The organism is Burkholderia paludis (assembly GCF_000732615.1).
GTDB lineage: Bacteria > Pseudomonadota > Gammaproteobacteria > Burkholderiales > Burkholderiaceae > Burkholderia > Burkholderia paludis.
Genome location: NZ_JPGL01000058.1, coordinates 12,766 through 33,891, shown reverse-complemented (window position 1 = coordinate 33,891; position 21,126 = coordinate 12,766). Strand labels below are relative to the sequence as shown.

19 protein-coding genes are annotated in these 21,126 nt (G+C 68.5%); 10 read left to right on the top strand and 9 right to left on the bottom strand.

Going from position 1 to position 21,126, the window contains the following annotated elements; all coding sequences use genetic code 11:
• Positions 1-41: 41 nt before the first annotated feature.
• The 4 genes from GQ56_RS0129255 to GQ56_RS0129240 all read right to left on the bottom strand — a co-directional run bounded on the left by GQ56_RS0129255 (position 42) and on the right by GQ56_RS0129240 (position 4,278).
• Positions 42-962: a LysR family transcriptional regulator gene (locus GQ56_RS0129255; protein ID WP_031402038.1), complete on the bottom strand. Its 921-nt coding sequence runs from the start codon at positions 960-962 to the stop codon at positions 42-44.
• A 133-nt stretch (positions 963-1,095) separates the two neighbouring features.
• A complete protein-coding gene (locus GQ56_RS0129250; protein ID WP_031402037.1) occupies positions 1,096-2,298 on the bottom strand; it encodes an MFS transporter in 1,203 nt (400 codons plus the stop codon).
• A 93-nt stretch (positions 2,299-2,391) separates the two neighbouring features.
• The gene (locus GQ56_RS0129245; RefSeq protein ID WP_031402036.1) at positions 2,392-3,849 is read right to left on the bottom strand and encodes an NAD(P)/FAD-dependent oxidoreductase; all 1,458 of its coding nucleotides are present in this window, start codon (positions 3,847-3,849) and stop codon (positions 2,392-2,394) included.
• Between the two features lie 84 nt (positions 3,850-3,933).
• A complete protein-coding gene (locus GQ56_RS0129240) occupies positions 3,934-4,278 on the bottom strand; it encodes a cupin domain-containing protein (protein ID WP_031402035.1) in 345 nt (114 codons plus the stop codon).
• Between the two features lie 198 nt (positions 4,279-4,476).
• On the opposite strand from GQ56_RS0129240, the gene GQ56_RS0129235 reads away from it, so the two are divergent.
• The 3 genes from GQ56_RS0129235 (at position 4,477) to GQ56_RS0129225 (ending at position 7,994) form a co-directional block, all read left to right on the top strand.
• Positions 4,477-5,370 carry a helix-turn-helix transcriptional regulator gene (locus GQ56_RS0129235; RefSeq protein WP_031402034.1) on the top strand — a complete coding sequence of 298 codons (894 nt, stop codon included), beginning with the start codon at positions 4,477-4,479 and terminating at the stop codon, positions 5,368-5,370.
• Between the two features lie 163 nt (positions 5,371-5,533).
• On the top strand, positions 5,534-6,484 hold the full coding sequence (speB, locus tag GQ56_RS0129230; RefSeq protein ID WP_031402033.1) for an agmatinase: 951 nt from the start codon (positions 5,534-5,536) through the stop codon (positions 6,482-6,484).
• 28 nt (positions 6,485-6,512) lie between these two features.
• Positions 6,513-7,994, top strand: coding sequence for an aldehyde dehydrogenase family protein (locus GQ56_RS0129225; protein WP_031402032.1), 1,482 nt, complete (start codon positions 6,513-6,515; stop codon positions 7,992-7,994).
• A gap of 242 nt (positions 7,995-8,236) precedes the next feature.
• Here the strand turns inward: GQ56_RS0129225 and GQ56_RS0129220 are convergent, their stop codons facing one another.
• Positions 8,237-9,163, bottom strand: a complete 927-nt coding sequence (locus GQ56_RS0129220) for a patatin-like phospholipase family protein (protein WP_052007358.1) — start codon at positions 9,161-9,163, stop codon at positions 8,237-8,239.
• Between the two features lie 462 nt (positions 9,164-9,625).
• On the opposite strand from GQ56_RS0129220, the gene motA reads away from it, so the two are divergent.
• The 4 genes from motA (at position 9,626) to GQ56_RS0129200 (ending at position 13,722) form a co-directional block, all read left to right on the top strand.
• Positions 9,626-10,495, top strand: a complete 870-nt coding sequence (gene motA, locus GQ56_RS0129215) for a flagellar motor stator protein MotA (protein ID WP_031402030.1) — start codon at positions 9,626-9,628, stop codon at positions 10,493-10,495.
• Positions 10,496-10,505: 10 nt separating this feature from the next.
• Entirely contained in the window at positions 10,506-11,462 is a 957-nt protein-coding gene (gene motB, locus GQ56_RS0129210; protein WP_031402029.1) for a flagellar motor protein MotB, read from the top strand.
• Positions 11,463-11,709: 247 nt separating this feature from the next.
• Positions 11,710-12,255, top strand: a complete 546-nt coding sequence (locus GQ56_RS0129205) for a hypothetical protein (protein WP_031402028.1) — start codon at positions 11,710-11,712, stop codon at positions 12,253-12,255.
• A 120-nt stretch (positions 12,256-12,375) separates the two neighbouring features.
• The gene (locus tag GQ56_RS0129200) at positions 12,376-13,722 is read left to right on the top strand and encodes a DUF2325 domain-containing protein (protein WP_031402027.1); all 1,347 of its coding nucleotides are present in this window, start codon (positions 12,376-12,378) and stop codon (positions 13,720-13,722) included.
• A gap of 116 nt (positions 13,723-13,838) precedes the next feature.
• On the opposite strand, the gene GQ56_RS0129195 is transcribed toward GQ56_RS0129200, so the two are convergent.
• The 4 genes from GQ56_RS0129195 to GQ56_RS0129180 all read right to left on the bottom strand — a co-directional run bounded on the left by GQ56_RS0129195 (position 13,839) and on the right by GQ56_RS0129180 (position 16,396).
• On the bottom strand, positions 13,839-14,204 hold the full coding sequence (locus tag GQ56_RS0129195) for a winged helix-turn-helix domain-containing protein (protein ID WP_235212787.1): 366 nt from the start codon (positions 14,202-14,204) through the stop codon (positions 13,839-13,841).
• A gap of 76 nt (positions 14,205-14,280) precedes the next feature.
• A complete protein-coding gene (locus GQ56_RS0129190; RefSeq protein ID WP_031402025.1) occupies positions 14,281-14,772 on the bottom strand; it encodes a molybdopterin-dependent oxidoreductase in 492 nt (163 codons plus the stop codon).
• 131 nt (positions 14,773-14,903) lie between these two features.
• Positions 14,904-15,671, bottom strand: coding sequence for a DeoR/GlpR family DNA-binding transcription regulator (locus GQ56_RS0129185; RefSeq protein ID WP_031402024.1), 768 nt, complete (start codon positions 15,669-15,671; stop codon positions 14,904-14,906).
• A gap of 44 nt (positions 15,672-15,715) precedes the next feature.
• Positions 15,716-16,396, bottom strand: a complete 681-nt coding sequence (locus GQ56_RS0129180; RefSeq protein ID WP_031402023.1) for an MgtC/SapB family protein — start codon at positions 16,394-16,396, stop codon at positions 15,716-15,718.
• 231 nt (positions 16,397-16,627) lie between these two features.
• On the opposite strand from GQ56_RS0129180, the gene GQ56_RS0129175 reads away from it, so the two are divergent.
• The 3 genes from GQ56_RS0129175 to GQ56_RS0129160 all read left to right on the top strand — a co-directional run bounded on the left by GQ56_RS0129175 (position 16,628) and on the right by GQ56_RS0129160 (position 21,073).
• On the top strand, positions 16,628-17,572 hold the full coding sequence (locus tag GQ56_RS0129175) for a choline ABC transporter substrate-binding protein (RefSeq protein ID WP_031402022.1): 945 nt from the start codon (positions 16,628-16,630) through the stop codon (positions 17,570-17,572).
• A gap of 23 nt (positions 17,573-17,595) precedes the next feature.
• Positions 17,596-18,276, top strand: a complete 681-nt coding sequence (locus GQ56_RS0129170) for an HAD family hydrolase (protein ID WP_031402021.1) — start codon at positions 17,596-17,598, stop codon at positions 18,274-18,276.
• Positions 18,277-18,625: 349 nt separating this feature from the next.
• On the top strand, positions 18,626-21,073 hold the full coding sequence (locus tag GQ56_RS0129160) for a phosphocholine-specific phospholipase C (protein WP_031402019.1): 2,448 nt from the start codon (positions 18,626-18,628) through the stop codon (positions 21,071-21,073).
• Positions 21,074-21,126: the final 53 nt, after the last annotated feature.

The following is a 21,126-nucleotide window of genomic DNA, read 5'->3' as shown; positions in this document are numbered from 1 at the left end:
ACGCGCGGCGCGCGGCCGGCGGCGGGCCCGCCGCACCGGTCCTAGGCGGCCAGTGCGGCCGCCTTGATGTTGAACGCGCGCAGCAGGTCCTCGCAGAACGCGTCGACGATCGGCTTGTCGCTCGCGCTGCGCTTCATCGCGAGATGCAGCGGCACGTCGAAGCTGAACGTCGCGCGGCCGACCGCCTTCACGAGCCCGCGCTGCTCGAACGGTTCCGCGTAGTGCGCGGGCAGGTAGCCGAGATGGCCGCCCGACAGGATCAGGATCGTCGCGGCCTCGATGCTGTCCGCGCTCGCGGTCACGCGCCGCTCGGGCAGCGGATACTGCTCCTCCGGCACCGGATAGGTGCGCCACACCCAGTCGTGACGCTGCAGCTCGTCGGCCGTCACGGGCCGCGACGCGTGGAACAGCGGATGCCCGCGCCCGCAGTAGATCACCTGCTGCTCGGTGAACAGCGGCGTGTAGAGCAGCCCCGGCACGCGATGCCAGAAATAGCCGATCGCGAGATCGAGCTGGTTGTTCACCAGGCTTTCCTCCAGCTCCTGCGGCGACGCGACCTTCATCGCGAACGTGACGGCCTGGTCGCGCTTGCGGAACGCGCCGATCGCGTCGGCCACCCGCGCGTTCTCGACCAGCGGCGCCTGGCCGATCAGGCCGATCGACAGCGTGCCGACCAGCTTGCGGTCGATGTCGCGCACCCGCGCGACGAATTCGGACGTTGCCGCGACGAGCGTGCGCGCGGTGGCCGCGAAGCGTTCGCCCTTCGACGTCAGGCGAAAGCCGCCGCGGCCGCGATCGCACAGCTTGAAGCCGACGCGCGCCTCGAGCGCCGACAGTTGCGTGCTGATCGTCGACTGCCGCACGCCGAGCGACGCTTCGGCGGCCGTGATGCCGCGTGCGTCGACGACGGCCAGAAAGACCCGGATGAGCCGGAGATCGAGATCGGTGGTATTCGAGAACATGCTTCCAGCCGCTGCGCGTATGCGCGTTACCCGGCCGGCCCGCGCGACGTGCATCCCGCGCCGCGCCGGCCGCCTGCGCCGATGAACCGAACCGGACGCGCGCCGCCATCGGCAGCGGCGCGCGTCGCAACCGTCATTCGGGCGCCACCGGAAGCGCGCGCCCAATGCCGTGCTCGACGCCGAACACCGCGGGCCGCAGCCGCTTGTAGCAAATGAACGCCAGCGCGCACAGCCCGATCGCCGCGAGCAGCGCCGACTGCGTGCCCGCGCGCTCGATCAGCGAGCCGCCCGCGACCGAACCGATGCCGTAGCCGAGCGCGACGCAGCCCGGCGACAGCACGGCAGACTTGCCGATCAGGTCGTATTGCGGAATCGTCGCGTAGATCAGCAGCGCGCCGCCGGTCCAGCAGCCGATGAACACGATCGCGCCGAGCGTGAACGTCGCGACCGACGCGGGCAGCGCGAGCAGCACCGCCGCGACCGCGCAGCCGCCGAGGTTCACGAGCGTCCAGCGGCGCAGGCCCGCGCCGGCGCCGAGCTTCGGCATCGCCGCGCAGATCACGAGGCTCGCGACGTTCGCGACGCCGAGCACGAGCGACACCGACTTGCCGCTCAGGCCCGCATCGGTGCCGATCTTCTCGAGAAAGGTCCACACCACGCCGACGCCGCCGTACAGCGCGAGCTGCGCGCACAGCACGAGCATCGCGCCGTTGCGGTCGATGCGGCCGCCGACGCCGGCCGGCGTCGGCGCGGCCATCGTCTCGCCGCGGCGAAACAGCGGCGTCGCCAGCACGAACGCGCCGAGCACGCAGGCGACGAAACCGAACACGCCGTGCGCGCCCCACGCATCGCTCAGCATCGGGAAGATGCAGGCAAGCAGCACCATGCTCCACGCCACCTGCCCCATCAGCATGATCCCGAGATTGCGTTCCGGCGCGCGCGAGTACGACAGGTAGCGCAGCGCGATGCCGTTCAGCCCGCCCGAGCCGACGCCCGCGATGAACTGCAATGCGGAATACGCGACGAGCCCGTGCGTCGCGAGCGTGCCGAGGTTCGCGCCGGCCGCGAGCGTCACCGCGCCCGCGAGCACGAGCCGGACGGGCTGGCGGCCGAGCACGAACGCGACGAGCAGCGTGCCCGTCGATTCGCCGAGCACCTCGATGAAGCTCGACAGCCCGAGCGCGGCTTCGCCGAAACCCCAGTGGCGCTCGACCTGCCCGACGATCGCGGGCAGGCCGAGGAAGACCGTCGGCCCGAGGATGCCGAGCAGCAGCATCACGACGACGAACCGCGCGCTCTCCTGACGCGCGTCATCCTGCAGGTTCACTCCATTCATGGGTTGTCTCTCTCCGTGTCCGCCGTGCGGACCGTCTCCTCTGGGGAGTGTTCTTCGTCCGGCGGCGGCCCGACCCGGGCCGCCGCGCCGCCGTTACATCGGGAAGCCCATCGCCTTGAGGCCGCTGATCCACGCGCGCTTCCAGCCGCCTTCGGCATCCGCGCCGTCGAACGCATGGAACGTGATCTTCGCGGCGACCCAGCGCATCGGCTCCGGCGGGATGTAGCTCGGGCTCTGGTTCGCGATGTCGAGCTTGCGCTCGGGGCTGTCGCGGTCGAACAGGATGTTCAGCCCCATGAATGCGCCGAACCGGCTCGCCGCGACGCCGAAGCCCGTATAGCCGGCGACGAACACGGCCTTGTCGCCGAGATAGCGCTTCGCGAACACCGAGCCGCGCGAGCAGTAGTCGATCGGCCCGCCCCACGCGTGCGAGAAACGCACGTCGGCCAGTTGCGGGAAGGTGCGGTAGAACGCTTCCGCGAGCCGGTAGTAGGTTTCGCGCCGGCCATCCTGGTGCGGCTCCGGATCGCCGTCGAAGTGATAGCTGACGAGGCCGCCGAAGATGATGGTGTTGTTTTTCGTGAGGCGGAAATAGTTCAGCTGCGTGCGCGTGTCGTACACGCCCTGGCGATTCTTCCAGCCGATCCGCGCGAGCTGCTCGTCGGTGAGCGGCTCGGTCGCGAGCACGTGGTCGCGCACCTGCATCACGCGGCGATTGATGTCGGGAATCCCGACCTTCGCGGTGCCGCTGCCGAACACGACGCGCGGTGCGCGCACGCCGCCCTTCGGCGTCTTCACGAACACCGTGCCGCCTTCGTCGGTCACGGTCACGAGCGGCGTATGCTCGTACAGCTTCACGCCGAGCGACAGCGCCGCGCGCTTCAGCCCCCACGCGAGCTTCGCCGGATGCACGATGCCGCTCCGGTTACGCGACCACAGCGCACCCGCGAACAGCGGTGAATTCAATTGTTCGAGCGTTTCCTCGCGGTTCAGCAGCACGACGTCGTGGCCGTACTCGCGATGCAGGTCGTAATCGCCCTTCAGGTGCGCGATATGCGCGGGATCGACCGCGACCGTCATCTCGCCGTTCCACTCGATATCGGCGTCGATGTCGTAGCGCTTCAGCGCCTCCTCGAAGCCGTCGAGGTTGTGATGGCCGAAGGCCTCGAGCTGCGCGATGTCGTTCGGGAACACGCGCACCGCGTTCGGCAGCCCGTGCATCACCGACGTCGAGATGATCCCGCCCGCGCGGCCCGATGCGCCATGCGCCACCTTGCCGGCTTCGATCAGCACCACGTTCAGGTGCGGCATCTGTTCCTTCGCCTGCACCGCCGACCACAGCCCCGTGAAGCCGCCGCCGACGATCAGCAGGTCGGCCGTCACGTCGGCAACGAGTTCCGGCTCGGCGGCCGGCGCGGCCGGGTTGTCGAGCCAGTACGGGAACAGCTTCGTGTTCGCGAGCGCCGCCTCGGCGCCCAGTGCGACCGGCGCGCCACGCATTGCGTGCGCCTGCACCGGCGCTGTCTCTCTTGTTTTGACTTCCATTTCCATGATCCCAGCCATCACACGCGGAAACGAAACCGCCGCCGCTCGCGCGTCACACGGACGACGACGCCACGGCGGCGGCTTCGGGCATCACGACTTCTCGAGCAGCACGTAGAACTTCTTCGCGTCCTCGATCGTCTCCCAGCGGCCCGCGAAGCCGGCCGGCAGCAGGTAGCCCTGGCCCGGCGCGAATTCCTTGCGGTTGCCTTCGACGTCGGTCAGCGCGATACGGCCCTCGACGAGCCACACCGCTTCGTCGGCCGCGGTTTCCGGAAACTCCACCGAGCCGACCTTGCCTTCCCACCAGCCGATGATGTAGTTGCCGCTCTTGCCTTCCGCCGCGCGCCAGTCGCTTTCGTCCATCCCGAAGTCGAGCTTCGTGAATTCGCCGATGCCTGCGCCGAGCGGCAGGATGTCCTTGATCAGTTTGGTCATCTGGATCTTTTGTCTCTCGATTGAAAAATGCAGGGACAAAGTTACTCATTTACACTGCCCCGGTATGCCCCCCTTCGGGGGGGACAAGCGGTGTTTTCCGCGGCGGGACAGGTCGCAAGGACACCTGCCGGTATTTCCCCCTAATGACGTTTTTCGTTGCCGACGCTACAATCCGCCGGCCTTTCACCGGGGAACCGCATGCTGCTCGACGTGAACCCCTTCCACCGCGACACCGACCGCTTCAACGTGTCGTTCAAGGCGCTGGGCGAGCTGATCGAGACGGTCGGCACGCCGCACTTCGTGCCGCGCCTCACGCAACTGCTCAATGAAGTGGTGCCGCTCGACGTCGCACATGTCGAACGCTCGCGCGTCGACGGCTCGCTACCCACCGGCTACCGATGCGAATGGATCGGCAGCAGCGGCATCGGCGCCGCATCCGCCGAAATCTCCGACGTGATGACGCTCTACTACGAGCGCTTTCTCGACAGCGACCCGCTGTTCGCGGGGCTGCGCGGCAAGACGGGCACGATGCTGGTCGTGCGCGACATCGCGGCGATCCCGCCCGGCGAATTCCGTCAGCGCCTGTTCGACGACGTGCAGATCGGGCACGAATGCGTGCTCGCGCGCGGCACGCGCTATTCGCAGCATTCGATCGCGCTGGAGCGCGGCCGCGACCGGCCGCCGTTCACGCTCGCCGAAATGAACCGCTTTCGCAGCATCAGCGACGTGCTGTTCCCGCTGCTCGAACTGCACGCGTCGACCACGGCCGCGCGGCGCATCGCGCACCCGACGCCCGACGTCCACCCGCTCGCCCGGTTCGACGCGCGAGTCGCGGCCGACGGCGTGAAGCTGTCGAAGCGCGAATACGAAACCTGCAAGCACCTGCTCTCCGGCAAGACCGTGCCGGAGACGGCCGAGATCCTCGGCGTGCGCGTCGCGTCGGCCGAGTCGTACGTGAAGCGCGCGTTCGCGAAGCTCGGCGTGCGCACGAAGCGCGAACTCGCCGCATGGGGTTCGGCCGCGACCGCGTTCCCTGCCGCCGGATCGCACGACGGCGCGCTGCCGCACGGTCGGCCCACGATCTCCGGCTGACCCGGCCGCACCAACGTCCCGCCTTCGGTTGCGCCGCGTCGATGCGGCCGCGCCACTTGCATCGAGACCCGTCGATGTAAACGTTGCGACTTCAAAATCTTCGCGCGGACGTTCTCCTCTACCATCGGCCGATCGCTTTACCTCAGAAAAAAGGAGACGGCCCATGCCCCGCGAACTGAACCAGCCGATGGGCGGCAACGAGATGCCGCGCTTTGGCGGCATCGCCACGATGATGCGCCTGCCGCAAGCCGAAACGACCGACGGCCTCGACGTGTGCTTCGTCGGCGTGCCGCTCGACCTCGGCACGTCGAACCGCTCGGGCGCGCGCTTCGGCCCGCGCCAGATCCGCACCGAATCCGTGCTGCTGCGCCCGTACAACATGGCCACGCGCGCCGCCCCGTTCGATTCGCTGCAGGTCGCCGACATCGGCGACGTCGCGACCAACCCGTACGACCTGAAGGACTCGGTGCGCCGCATCGAAGAGGCGTACGACGCGATCGTCGCGAACGGCTGCCGGCCGATCACGCTCGGCGGCGACCACACGATCGCATGGCCGATCCTGCGCGCGCTGCACAAGAAGTACGGCAAGGTCGCCGTCGTCCACGTCGACGCCCACGCGGACGTGAACGACACGATGTTCGGCGAGAAGATCGCGCACGGCACGCCGTTCCGCCGCGCGGTGGAAGACGGGCTGCTGCAATGCGACAAGGTCACGCAGATCGGCCTGCGCGGCACCGGCTACCACGCGGACGATTTCGACTGGTGCCGCCAGCAGGGCTTCACCGTCGTGCAGGCGGAGGCATGCTGGAACACGTCGCTCGCGCCGCTGATGGCGCAGGTGCGCGAACGTGTCGGCGACACGCCGGTCTATCTGAGCTTCGACATCGACGGCCTCGATCCGTCGTTCGCGCCCGGCACCGGCACGCCGGAAATCGGCGGCCTCACGGTGCAACAGGGCCTCGAGATCGTGCGCGGAATGAAAGGCCTGAACATCGTCGGCGCGGACCTCGTCGAAGTCGCGCCGCCGTACGACCCGACCGGCACCACCGCGCTCACCGGCGCGAACCTCGCGTTCGAGATGCTCTGCGTGATGCCGGGCGTCGCCTACCGCTAACCCGACCGACCTCGACAGGATGAACCGCATGTCTACCGCCGAGCTTTCCCGTTCCACCGCCACCTTCGTGCTGCCCGCGGCGCACATCGCCGGCCGGCCCGTGCGCGCGCATGCCGACGCGCCCGGCGCGCCGATCTTCAACGCGTCGACCGGTGAGGCGATCGGCTGGCAGGAATTCGCGACGGCCGCGCACGTCGACGCCGCGGTGCGTGCCGCGCGCGACGCATTCGCCGGCTGGCGCGACACGCCGCCGGCCGAACGCGGCCGCATCCTCGCGACGATCGCCGCGCGCGTCGAAGCCTCGCGCGAGCGCCTTGCGGCGCTGCAGATGCAGGTGAGCGGCAAGCCGCCGTTCGAGGCCGAAGCCGATGTCGGCGACGTCGCCGCGACGTTCGCGTACTACGCGACGCTATGCGAAGACCCGGCGCTGTTCGCGGCCGAACCGGTCGCGCTGCCGAGCGACGCCGTCACGGCCGAACGCTTCCACGACGCGGTCGGCGTCGCCGCGCTCGTGATGCCGTGGAACTTCCCGACGGTCACGACCGCGTGGAAGCTCGCGCCCGCGCTCGCGGCCGGCTGCGCGGTCGTGCTGAAGCCGTCCGAACTCACGTCGCCGGCCGAGCATGCGCTGCTCGACATCGTCGCCGAGGCCGGCGTGCCGGCCGGCGTCGTCAATGTCGTGAACGGCGGCGCCGAGGTTGGCGCGGCACTGACCGCGCATCCGCTGATCGACAAGATTTCGTTTACCGGCAGCACGGCGGCCGGCCGCAAGGTCATGCAGGCCGCCGCCGTCGACATGAAGCGCGTGACGCTCGAACTCGGCGGCAAGTCGTCGCTGATCGTGCGCGACGACGCCGATCTCGATCTCGCGGTGTCGCTCGCGGTCGCCGGTGCTTTCACGAACGCGGGGCAGATGTGCTCGGCCACCGCGCGCATCCTCGTGCACGACAGCGTGTACCGCAGCTTCATGGCCGCGTTCGAGACGGCCGTGCGCGCGCTCGTCGTCGCGCCGCCCGCCTCGGCACAGGTCGCGATGGGGCCGCTGATCTCGGCCGCGCAGCGCACGCGCGTCGAGGCGATGCTCCAGCACGGCATCGATGCGGGCGCACGCGTCGCCTTCAGCGGCCGGGTGGCGGATGCCGGCGGCGCGGGCTTCTTCATGGCGCCCGTCGTGATCGCCGAGCCGGCGGCCGACAACCCGCTGTGGACCGACGAGGTGTTCGGCCCCGTCGCGTGCGTGAAGTCGTTCCGCACCGACGACGAAGCGATTGCGCTCGCGAACGACACCCGCTACGGGCTCGTCGCGACCGTCGTGACGCGCGACGCGGATATCGCGAAGCAATTCCAGCAGCGCGTGCGCGCGGGGCTCGTGTGGATCAATGCACCGCAGCTCATCTATCCGCACGTGTGCTGGGGCGGGTTCGGGCTCAGCGGGATCGGCCGCGAACTCGGCATCGCGGGGCTGCGCAGCTATCAGGAACTGCGCCACGCGATGCGCGCGATCGACTGATGGACTGATCGACTGACCAGTGCGGCCGTTCAGGCCGTTCGCGGCGCCGTGTCTCGTGCATGGCGCCGTTTTTTTTCTTCATTGGTTTCCGGGGGGCGAGCCTGGCGTTTGGCGTTTGGCGTTTGGCGTTTGGCGTTTGGCGTTTGGCGTTTGGCGTTTGGCGTTTGGCGTTTGGCGTTCGCCGTTCGCCGTTCGCCGTTCGCCGTTCGCCGTTCGTAAGCTTGCACACGCTCGAACACCCCTCAATGCGACAACGCCGCGGAATGATCGTGCTCACGCAGCCCGCCCGGAATCGCGCACTGCGCGAGCCCGCCCGCATCGATCCACGCGCGCGTGCGTTCCGCGGCCTGGTCGATCAGTTGCGCGCACCGCGAGTAATCGTATGACGATACGTCGAGCGGACAGAGCGGCGGCACGACATGGATTTGCGCACGCGCCGCATACAGCTCCAGATCGCGCACCAGTTGCCGCGCGATCACGAGCGTGAGCGCGTGCGTCGCATGCGCGATCGCGCTGCGCGGCGGTACGCGCAACGCGCAGGCGAACCCGGCCGGCAGCACGACGATCCGCTTGACGCCGAGCGCGATCGCAACGGAGATCGGCGTATTGTTCGCGACGCCGCCGTCGACGAGTTCCACGCCGCCGATGCTGACCGACGGAAACACGCCGGGAATGGCCGCGCTGGCCTGCACGGCATCCACGACGGGGCCCGCGGACAGCACGACTTCCTGGCCGTTCAGCACGTCGGTTGCGACGATGTGGAGCGGCAACGCGGCCTGCTCGATCCGCCGGTACGGCAGGTTCTGTTCCAGCAGCAGGCGCAGCGCATCGGCTTCGACCAGATGGGGCCGGTTGCGCAGCAGCATCGCGACGAGGCTGCGCATCGAGAACGGCATCACGTCCTGACGGCGAAGCCTGCACCACAGCGCGGCGAGCATCGCGACGCCGTCCGCGTCCGGCCGGCCGGCGAAATAGGCGGCATTGATCGCGCCCGCCGACGCGCCGACCACGCAATCGGGCCGTTCGCCGCTCGCGACCAGCTCGCGGAGCATGCCGACCTCGATCGCGCCAAGACTGCCGCCGCCGGCAAACACGAAGGCGGTCGAGGGAGTGGAATCGGACGTCACGGTGCGCCCTCCTGCGGTTGGCTGCGACAGCGCGTTCTCCATCATGGATCGTACGCCGCCCCGCATGTCCTGATGAAAACCCTGCCGGCACGCGGCCCCGGCCGTTCGACCGGCGCCGCGCTCCCCGCATCCCGCCATGATCCCGATTTGGGGACAGCGACGTCGTTCGCCGCGCCGTTTCCGGATCGCATCCATACGGGGCCTCGCGCGAAGACCGTGCCCTTTTTGACCTCGATCAAGAGAATCGCGCATATCGGCGCCCGCAAACGTGTGCCGGCCGTGAATCACGCGCGATACGCGGAATCACGGGTTCAGTCGTCCGGACGATCGCCGTTATTGCATCAACACCCGCCGACGGCCATGGCGTTGCGACGCATCGGGAGGCCTCGAACCGCATCCGGCGCGCGACGAACCGGGGCCGAGCGGGCATGGAGCGGGACGACCGGGCGTCCCGCGCGCATTTCGACAACACATGCAGCGGCGCAAGTCGCGGACGAGGTAATCATGTTCGTAGCCATCGGGTGGATCGTCGTGATCGGGTCGGTGATCGGCAGCTTTGTCGGCGTAGGCGGCCATGTGCCGGCCTTGCTGCAACCGTTCGAACTGCTGTGCATTTTCGGCGCCGCGCTGGGCGCGTTCGTCGTCAGCAATCCGGTCACGACGCTGAAGAAGACGATCAAGAGCCTGCCCACCTGCTTCAAGGGCGGCGGCTATACGAAACAGCAATACGTCGAACTGATCGCGCTGCTGTACGAACTGCTGCAGAAGGCGCGCAAGGACGGCATGATGGCGCTCGAGGCCGACGTCGACGCGCCCGAACAAAGCCCGCTGTTTCAGAAGTACTCGCATGTGCTCGAGGATCATCACCTGCTCGACTTCATCGTCGACTATCTGCGGATGATGTCGAGCGGCAACGTGAACGTGCTGGAGATGCAGGACCTCATGGATGAAGAACTGCATACGCACCATGCGGAGGCGTCGGTCGCGGCCAATGCGATCCAGAAGATGGCGGACGGCCTGCCGGCGTTCGGCATCGTCGCCGCGGTGATGGGCGTCGTGCATACGATGGGCTCGGTCGGCGCGCCGCCCGCCGTGCTCGGCAAGATGATCGCCGGCGCGCTCGTCGGCACGTTCCTCGGCATCCTGCTCGCGTATGGCTTCATCGGTCCGCTCGCGGATCTGCTCAATGCGAAGGGCCGCGCCGCGGCCAAGCCGTTCCAGTGCGTGAAGGCCGTGCTGCTCGCGTCGATGAGCGGCTACGCGCCGGCGGTGGCGGTGGAATTCGGCCGCAAGGTGCTGTTCACGGCCGATCGCCCGAGCTTCAAGGAGCTCGACGAGGCCGTCCGCGCAACGAAGTCGCCCAAGCCCGCGTAACGGAGGCGTCATGGCCGACAGTCGCTCCACCCCGTCGAAGCAGTCCGTCCCGGCATCGCTCGTCGTCGTGCGCCGCAAGCGAGGCGAGGAGCACGACGCCCACCACGGCGGCGCATGGAAAATCGCCTACGCCGACTTCGTCACGGCGATGATGGCGTTCTTCCTGCTGATGTGGCTCCTCGGCTCGGTTTCGAAGTACGACAGGCAGGGGATCGAGGATTACTTCAACACGCCGCTGTCGACGCTCCTGTCCGGCGGCAAAGATGCACAGGCGCCTCGTCCGAGCGTCGTGCAAGGTGGCGGCCGCGACCTGTCGGACCCGGCGCCGGCCATCGACACCAACGCGCAACCGGCGCCGGCCAGTTCGCCCGCGGCACTCGCCGGCATCGCCGATACGCAAAAGCTCGAACGCCTGAAGGAAAAGCTGACCGCGGCGATTGCGCACAGCCCGTCATTGCGCGCGTACCAGGACCAGATCCGGATCGCGATCACGCACGAGGGCTTGCGCATCGAGATCGTCGATACGCTCAAGCGCCCGATGTTCGCGTCGGGCAGTTCGCAACCCGAAGCGTATGCCACCGCCATCCTCACCCAGATCGGTACGGCACTCGACGACGTCGAAAACCGCGTGTCGATCGCGGGGCATACCGATTCGACGCCGTATCCCGACGGCCCCGCCGGCTATTCGAACTGGGAGCTCTCCAGCGATCGCGCGAACGCCGCGCGGCGCGCGCTGGTCGCCGGCGGATTGCGGGAAGAGAAGCTGCTCCAGGTGCGCGGGCTCGCGGATGTCCTGCCGCTCGACCGGAACGTCGCGGACGAGCCGACCAATCGCCGCATCAGCATCCTCGTGATGAACAATGCCGCCGAGCAGGCGTTCTTTCGGGACGGCGGCAGGACGACCGTGGACGAAGCGGCCGGCGCCCGGGCCGCCGTGCTGCCGGCGGCGCTCGCGCGGCCGCATTAGGCGCGAACGCAGCCACGCAAGCGGGCCGGACGGGTCCGACGGGTCCGGCCGCCGCGCACATCCTCGCGCCCGACTGCGCATCTCCGCCGCTTCACGGTCGCGTTCGGAACGGCCGGGCGCGACATCGACCGGCCCGCGAGAGTGTTCGGGCCGCCGACGGCGCCGTGTCTCGCGCACGACGCCGTTTTTCTGCCCATCCGATATATTCCGTAGAATATATCGACACCTGCACTTCCGGAGATTCACCATGCCCCGCACGCCGACGGACCGCGCCCCGCAGCGCGCCGCACGGGAACAGCCGCTCGCGCGCAAGATCAGCGCGCTCAGGCCGCTGTCGAGCGACGCGCGCGCGCAGCAGGTCACGGATGTCGTCGACGCGTTCCGGCGGCTGCGCGGCAGCATCGTGCGCTTCATCCGGATGTTCCCGGCCGCGCACGCCGACGGCACGCCGGACGACGCGCTGCCCGCCATGGGGTTTCGCGAACTGCTGTCGACGCTGGAAGACGCGGCCCGCACCGCCCGCTTCACGCGCCTGCCCGAACTCGAACGGGCGATCGAGCACGCGCGCCGCCTCGAACGCACCCGCGACGACGTGTTCTCCGATTCGTTCAGCAACGACCCGGCCGCGATGCGCGACGCGGTGGCCGCGCTGGAGCGTGCCGACGTGCTGCTCGTCGGGCTGTGCGTCGAATCCGTGATGGCGCGTCACGCGCCGCCATCCCTCCCCGTTTCGCCGGCGGCGCCCGGTCCGTCCGCACCGCCCCGCACCGAGCGCGCGACCGTGCCCTGCTGAGCGCGCCGCCCCGCGCCGCTGCTCGCTTTCCCCGGAATTTCGAGCGTTATATTCCGTGGTATATTTCGCGAATCTTTCGCGCATCCGTCTCCGGCTCGACCGCGCCGGATCGAGGTCAACATGCACGCTCCGCCTTTTCGCCTGGCCCGCACGGCGGATCTTTCGTCGCCGGGCGGTCATCCGTCCGCGTCGACCGGCACGCGGGTCGACGCATGCTGCGCGCCGTCCGCCGCGCAACAGGCCGAGCTGAAGCGCCGCGCGCGCCTGTCCGAACTCGATTCGCACCTGCACTGCTCGATCATCGGCACCTGCCTGACCACGCACGAACTGCGCAAGCTCGTGCCGAAATTCACCGACCTGGATCGCCAGCACGCCACCGACCTCGACATCCACCACGCGGCCGTCGAACTCGCGATCGAAGGCGCGGCCGGCGGCAAGGCGTTGCACAAGGCGCTCGACGAGCGCTACGCCGGCGCGATCCGACTGTTCGACAAGGCACACGATGCCGACGCGCTGCTCGCACTGTGGCAGGACGCGCTGAAGAACGGCGACATTCCGCCCGCCTACTGGGCGCTGATGACGCATCCGCGCACGACGATGGGCGTGCGCCAGGCCGCGTTCGGCGACCTGCACATGCTGTCGCACCTGGTCGGCGCGGCCAATCGCGCCGATATCCGGCGGCTCGTCGCGCTGGAGGAAGAGAATGCGGCGCTGCACGCGAAGATCGAACGGCAGCAGGCGCGCCTGCACGAGATGAGCGCGCAGCGCGACGCGGCGCTGCAGGAGCGGGACGCCCTCGCCGCGCGCCAGAACGCGCAGCCGTTGGCGGCTGAAAGCGTATTGCGCGACGAAGTACACGAACTGCGCGAGGCGCTGGCCGCGCGCGACGAGCGGCTCGCGCTGCACACGAGCCGGCGCGAGGCGGCCGAGCAGCGGATCGTCGCGGAACAGGCGAGCGCCCGCGCGATGCGCGCGCGGCTCGACGACCTGACGACGATGGTGAAGACGCTGCGCGCCGAAGCGAGCGCGATCGAACAGGCGGTGCAGGCGTCGACGGAGAGCCCGGCCGAACGCGCGATCGATCCGCTGTCGATCCTGCAGGGCATGCGCGTGGTGTACGTCGGCGGGCGCCCGGGCTCGAACCGCGCGATCACGCGGATCGTCGAAGCGGCGGGCGGCGACGTGACGCTGCACGACGGCGGCATCGAGGATCGCAAGGGCCTGCTGGCCGCGGCGCTACCGGGCGCGCAGATGGTGGTGTTCCCGGTCGACTGCATCGACCACGATTCGATGAACCAGCTCAAGCGCATCTGCGAACGCCACCACATCGCGTACTACCCGCTGCGGACGGCCAGCGTCGCCAGCTTCGTCGAACTGATCGGGCGGCTCGATGCGCAGGCGCGCAATGTCATGACGCCGGATGCCGCCGCGGGCGACACGCCGCGCTTCTGCCTGCGGCACGGCTAGGGCCCAGGGCCCGATTCGCTGCGACGCGTTCGCCGTTGCGCGGCCCCTCGGCGGGCCGGTGCAGGCCGGTCGTCAGCGGGAGCCGGCTCCGCGCGAGCGTTCGCACGGAGCCCCCTTCAGCGCCGCACCATCTTCGTGAGCGCGGTGATGTCGTCGGCGCACGCCGCGTAAGCACGCGCCTCGATCTCGCGATAGAGCCGGATGATCTCCTCGCCGACCGGCGTGAGCACACTGCCGCCGCCGCTCTGACCGCCATGTTCGGACACCATCGCCGGCGATTTCAGCGAGCGGTTCAGTTCGTCCATCAGCAGCCACGCGCGCCGGTACGACATCTGCAGGCTGCGCGCCGCCGCCGAAATCGAACCGTGCTCGCGCACGGCTTCGAGCAGCGCAACCTTGCCCGGGCCCAGCGCGATCGTGTCGGCCTGCTGGATCCGCATCCTGAACCGCACCTCAGGCTTGGGGTGTACCGGTGTCTTCATGTTGTGCCGCCCTTTGAACGATGCGGCCAAGCATACACGATGGCCGCCACGGCAAACGCCGGCGCCGGGCGCCCGCTCAGACCTCGAGCACGCGCGCGACGATGCCGGCCAGCCGCTTCACGTGGCGCGGCGCGGGCAGGAGATCGGCGCCCGAGAACAGCAGCGGCGCGCCGTCGTCGATCGACAGCGGCGTATCGCCGCATTCGAACGCGACGATCACGTGTTCGCCGACGGGCGTGTTGAACAGTTCATGCCAGGAAAACGTGACCGCGTAGCCGTCGTGCGCATGCGCGACGAACACCATGCGCTTGAAGTCGCCCGGCGTATCGTTGCGCAGCCCGGCCGCGTCGAGCAGGTCCTTCAGCCGCGCGCCGCGATACGGCGCGACCGAGCGGATGAAGCGGTTCGTCGTGAAGCAGCGCAGGTCGAACGGCTCGGCCGTCGCGCTCGCGTGCCGGCGCAGATCGTCGAGCGTCACCGTCATCGGCCGCACGAACGCGCCCGTCAGCGCGATCGAGCCCGCCTCCGCCTGTTGCGCCGAGGGCGCCGCCGTCCTTTCCGTATCCATCGCCCGCCTCCGTGACGGCCTGCCGGTGGGCGGGCCTGCGTCGTATCGGCGGATATATTACGCCGCGATCGCCACGGCCGGCGGCATGCTTGCCGCATGCGCGGCATAACGGCGGCCGATCGTGCCCCGCGCTACGACAGCACGACGCGCCCGACGACCTTCCTGAGACGCTTGAAGCTGTCGGCCGATTCCGCCTTCCGGTCCGTCACGAGCGTGCCGATCCGCGCCGGCTCGCAGAAGCTGATCCGGCTGTTCGTGCCGAGCTTGCTGAAATCGGCGAGGATCGCGACTTCCGCCGCGTTGCTCACCATCGCGCGCGCCACTTCGGTTTCCATCCGGTCGAAGTTGGTCGCGCCGCGCACGGAATCGACGCCGACCGGCGACAGCAACGCGAGATCGGCGCGGTAGCGGAAGATTTCCGCGACCGTGCCGTCGCCGACGGTCGCGGCCGCGCGGGCGCCGATCGTCCCGCCGAGCAGGATCGTCTCGTTCCTCGTGTGCGCCGGGTCGCTCGACCGCATCTTCAGCGCGACGTCGATCGAATTCGTGACGATCGTGAGGCCCGACAGCTTGGCCAGTTCGTCGGCCAGCAGCATCGTGGTCGTGCCCGCGTCGATGAACAGCGTCTGCGAGCCCGCGACCAGCCGCGCGGCCGCCCGGGCGATCGCCAGCTTCGACTTCACGTGCGTCTGCGCGCGTTCGGCGATCGGCGCTTCGTCGCCCACCTGCACCGCGCCGCCGTGTACGCGCTTCAGCTCGCCCAGCGCTTCGAGGTCGACGAGATCGCGGCGCACGGTTTCGCGCGACACGTTCAGGTCGGCCATGATCCGGTCGGTGGAAACGCGCTGCATCTTCGATAGCAGAAGTCGGATCCTCTGATATCGCTCTTCTTGCCACATGACTTGTCCCCGAAAATATTCGTCAATGGTATTCGAACGGCTGTCTACGCTGCGCTCTCTTCCATCTTTTTGATGCCGACGAGGGTCTGCAGGGATTGACGCACCGCCTGGAACTCGCTGCTCGTCATCTTTGCGAACACCAGGTGGATACGGTCGTCGTCGGGCGCGGCGTCGTCCCGCTCGATCACGAACTGCACGATGCGCGCCGCGTCGATGCCTGGCATCGCCTGCAGCGACGTCAGCTTCACGGCGCCGCGGCACGCGAGGATGCGCACGCCCCAGCGCTGCCGCGTGGCGAAGAAGCGCTTCTCGATCGGCTTCAGGCCGGCCAGGATCGCGAGCACGATCGCCGTGGCCGCGATCGCGGCCACGTACATGCCGCCGCCCACGGCCAGCCCGACCGCCGCGACGACCCACAGGCTCGCCGCCGTCGTCAGGCCGCGGATGATCTCGCCGCGCAGCATGATCGACCCGGCGCCGAGGAAGCCGATGCCCGACACGACCTGCGCGGCCACGCGCGACGGGTCCAGCGACACGTTCCGCGCGTTCTGGATATCGGCGAAGCCGAACGCCGACACGACCATCACGAGCGCGGCGCCCACCGCCACCAGCATATGCGTGCGCAACCCGGCCGCCCACGACAGGCGCTCGCGCTCGATGCCGACGATGCTGCCGAGCAATGCCGCCAGCAACAGGCGGGAAACGATTTCCATCTGGCTGATCATTCGGGGCCTCCTTGGCTTGACCTGATTTGCCCATCCGGTGAAGTGCGGCCCGCCGGCCGCATCCGGCGACCGGCAGGTTGTATTTTTGTGCGATGTTGCGATTTTGTGTTTTCTAATATACGGTACGAAAAAATACAAAGCCAGACCCGAGTTCGTTTGTTTCATCCGGTCAGTCAGTTCAATCGTCATACCATTCAGGCAGTACGATCCGCACTTGCTTAGGAGACCAACATGATGAAGAAGGCATGGATGTTGTCCGCCACGTTGCTGGCGGCGCTGGCAACGGCCCCCGTTCACGCGTCGGAGGCCGACGTCTGCAGGAAGGTGACGCTCGGCGACGTCGGCTGGAGCGATATCGCGGCCACCACCGGGGTCGCGATGATGCTGCTGGAAGGGCTCGGTTACGAGGCGACCAAGACGATCGCCTCGCCGCCGATCGTCCTGGCCGGCGTGAAGAAGGCGCAGATCGACGCATTCCTCGGCTACTGGGATCCGAGCATGACGCCGACGGTGAAGCCGTTCGTCGACGCCGGCGCCGTGCACCAGTTGCCGCAGCCCAACCTGGTCGGCGCGCGCTACACGCTGGCCGTGCCGCAATACGCGGCGGACAAGGGCCTCCGCGGCTTTGCCGATATCGCCAGGTTCCGCGACCAGCTCGACGGCAAGATCTACGGGATCGGCGCCGGCAACAACGGCAACGCGCTGATCCAGCGGATGATCGACCGGAACGAGTTCGGGCTGGGCGGCTTCAAGCTGGTCGAATCGAGCGAGGCCGGGATGCTGGTGCAGGTGACGCGCGCCGTGCAGGAGCACCGGATGATCGTGTTCCTCGCGTGGGAGCCGCATCCGATGAACATCAACTACAAGATCGCCTACCTCGACGGCGGCGACGGCGTGTTCGGCCCGAACTACGGCTCCGCGAAGGTCTATACGCTCGTCACGCCCGGCTATCTCGAACGCTGCCCGAACGTCGGCCGGCTGCTGACCAACCTGACGTTCACGACCGACGAGGAGAACCAGCTGATGGTGCCGATCATGAATCACGCCGATCCGGTCGCGGTGGCGAAGGAATGGGCGAAGCAGCACCCCGGCGTGCTGTCGAAGTGGCTCGACGGCGTCACGACCATCGACGGCAAGAACGCGAAGGACGCGATCGAGAAGCGGATCGGCGCATGACCACGCAACCCGAGGCACTCCCTATGCACAAGCATCTCGCGCTGTTCGACCTCGACCACACGCTGCTGCCGCTCGACAGCGACCAGGCGTGGAACCGCTTCGTCATGCAGGTCGGCTGGCGCGAAGACGACGCACACGTGGCGCTGATCGACGAGCACTACGCGCACTACGAGGCCGGCACCCTCGACATGGACGCGTATCTCGCCGTGACGCTCGCGCCGCTCGCCCGCTATCCGCGCAAGGTGCTCGAGCGCTGGCACGCGCGGTTCATGGACGAGGTGATCCGGCCGGCGATCACGCCGCAGGCGCGCGCACTGGTCGACTGGCATCGCGAGAACGGCGATCTCTGCTGCATCGTGACGGCGACCAACGTCTTCGTCACGCGGCCGATCGCGGCCGAATTCGGCATAGAGCACTTGCTCGGTATCGAGCTCGATACCGACGACGGCACGCCGGGCGGCGCGTTCACCGGCCGCAGCACGGGCGTGCCGAGTTTCCGCGAAGGGAAGATCGTGCGCACGACCGCATGGCTGGAGTCGCTCGGCTACGCGCCGTCGGATTTCGAGCGGACCTACTTCTACAGCGATTCGATCAACGACGTGCCGCTGCTGGACTACGTCACGCATCCGGTCGCGACCAATCCCGACCCGAAGCTTTCACACGTGGCCGGCATGCGCGGGTGGCCTGTCATGAAGTTGTTCTGATTCGGGGAATATCCTCTGCTGTCCATTTCTTGTCCGGAGGTGCAATGAAATACGGAACGTGCAGCAACAGTCTCAATCATTCAGGAATCCGATTCGAATCGGATCGAAAGCATGTCGTCAAGTCGCGCCGGCCGGCAGGCCGCGCTCCGCACTGGCGCGGCGTCTTCGCGATCGCGCTCCTGTGCGCGCTGGCCGCTTGCGGCGACGGCGACCCGGGCGCGGCCGCCGGCGTGGCGGCCGCGCGCGCGGCCGCACCGGGCTCGGCGTCCACGCCGGTCCTTCACTGCGCGAGCGCGTGCCACTGACCGACGCAGGCCCCAGGGCCGGCCATCCACGACAGACAACGATCATGCAAAACAAACCCACAACCCGACGCCAGTTCCTCGCCGATGCGCTGAAGCTCGCCGGCGCCACCGCGGTCACGGGCATGCTGCCCGAAAGCATTGCGCGCGCGCAGGCCATTCCGGCGGCCACCGTCACCGGCACGATCCAGGACGTGAAGCACGTCGTGATCCTGATGCAGGAAAACCGCTCGTTCGACCACTACCTCGGCACGCTCGGCGGCGCGCGCGGCTTCGGCGATCCGCGGCCGGTCGTGATATCGAGCGGATATCCGGTGTGGCGCCAGCCCTGGCTGCTGTCCTACGTGTTCCCGTTCAACCCGACCCCGCCCTTCGGCACGGCGAACGGCGACACCTACTACGGCGACCTGGATCACAGCTGGAGCGGCACGCACAGCGCATGGAACAACGGCCGCTACGACAACTGGGCCGACGCGAAGACCAGCGGCACGATGTACTACTTCAAGCAGAACGACATTCCGTTCTATTACGCGCTGGCGAGCGCGTTCACGGTGTGCGACGACTACCACTGCTCGATGCTCGGGCCGACCGATCCGAACCGGCTGTATCTGTGGACCGGGTGCTGCGGCAACGTGCCGGGCTATACGCCGTACACGGACAACACGATGACGGGCACCGGCTGGACGACCCTGCCGGAACGGCTCAACACGGCCGGCGTCACGTGGAAGTTCTACCAGGACAAGGGCAACGGCCTCGACGCCGGCCATGCGTACGGCAACTCGAACAGCGCCGGCGGCACGCTGTGGTGGAACGGCAATTACGGCGACAACATCGTCCTCAATTTCAAGCAGTACCAGAACCTCGGCGCCGGCGATCCGCTCGCGCCCGCGCTCAACGGCACGCAGATCGACCCGAGCGGCGGCGGCAAGGAATACGACACGAACCTGTTCAGCCAGTTGCGCGCCGACGTCGCGAACGACGCGTTGCCGCAAGTGTCGTGGATCGCCGCGCCCTACGCGTACTGCGAGCATCCGTCGTGGGCCGCGAGCGGCGGCGAATGGTACGTGAGCAACGTGCTGAATGCGCTGACCTCGAACCCGAAGGTCTGGGCCAGCACGGTGCTGCTCGTGATGTACGACGAGAACGACGGCCTGTTCGATCACGTGCCGCCCGCCGTCCCGGCCAGTTCCGCCGCCGGCACCGGGCAGTCGACCGTGTCGACGGCCGCGGAATTCGTCGCCAGCGGCGGCGGCGCATCGGACGGTTCCGCGAGCGGCGACGTGCCGATCGGGCTGGGGCCGCGCGTGCCGATGTTCGTGATCTCGCCGTGGTCGAAAGGCGGCAAGGTGAATTCGCAGGTCTTCGATCACACGTCGGTGGTGCGGTTCCTGGAGACGCGCTTCGGCTTCCAGGAAACCAACATCTCGCCGTGGCGGCGCGCGGTGTGCGGCGACCTGACCTCGGCGTTCGATTTCACGAACGCCGACCAGACGGTTCCCGCGATCCAGCCGCCGGCGAGCAACATGAACCCGAACGGCCCGGCCGTCCTGATCCCCTACCCGACCACCACCGCCGTGCCGGCACAGACCGCCGGCCGCAGCAGCGCCTGCCGCCTGCCCTACGAGTTCTTCGTGCAGGGCAAGGTCAACCGCGCCGGCAACACGCTGTCGCTGACGATGACCAACACCGGCGCCGCGGGCGTGCATCTGCAGGCGTGGGTCGACGGCACGAGCACGATCCCCCGGCATTACACGATCGCGGCCGGTGCGAGCCCGTGCACGTCCCTGTCGGATTCGCTCCCGCTGACTGCCGGCGGCTACGACTACTCCGTCTACGGCCCGAACGGCTTCCTGCAGACGTTGCGCGGCAACATCGGTTCGTCCGGCAACACGGGCTCGACCGGCGAGATCAGCCTGTGCTACGACGTGGCGAACGGCAACGTGCAGATCACGCTCGACAACTCCGCCGGCACGCGCGCGACGACGTTCCAGCTCACCGACAACGCGTACGGCATGAACGCGCGGCAGTCGGTCACCGTCGCGGCCGGCGCGACGCAGGCCGTCACGTGGTACGGCGACGGCGGCTGGTACGACGCGAGCGTCCGCGACGCGAACGATCCGAACTTCCTGCGCCGCGTGGCCGGCTGCGTGCAGACGCAAGCCGGCGCGCTGCTCACGGATTCGGCGATCGCCAATACCGGCGGGAAGTTCGTCGCGTCGCTCGCGGCGCAGGGCTCGACGTTCGGCACGCTGCGGTTCGACTACGTCGCGCCGCCGTGGAATCACAGCCCGAAGAACTGGGTCGGCATCTTTGCGCATGGCGCGCAGCCGACCAAGGGCAGCTACAAGTCGTGGGCGTACCTGCCGAAGAGCAGCGGCTCGCTGCTGTTCTCGTCCACGGCCAACAGCACGCTGACGTCCGGGCAGTACGACGCGTGGTATCTGTTCGACGACGGCTATACGCCGCTCGCGGGCCCCGTCACGATCAGCATCTGACGGGACGGCCGGACCGTGCCGGGCGCCTCCCCGCGGCCGGCACACGTCCGGGT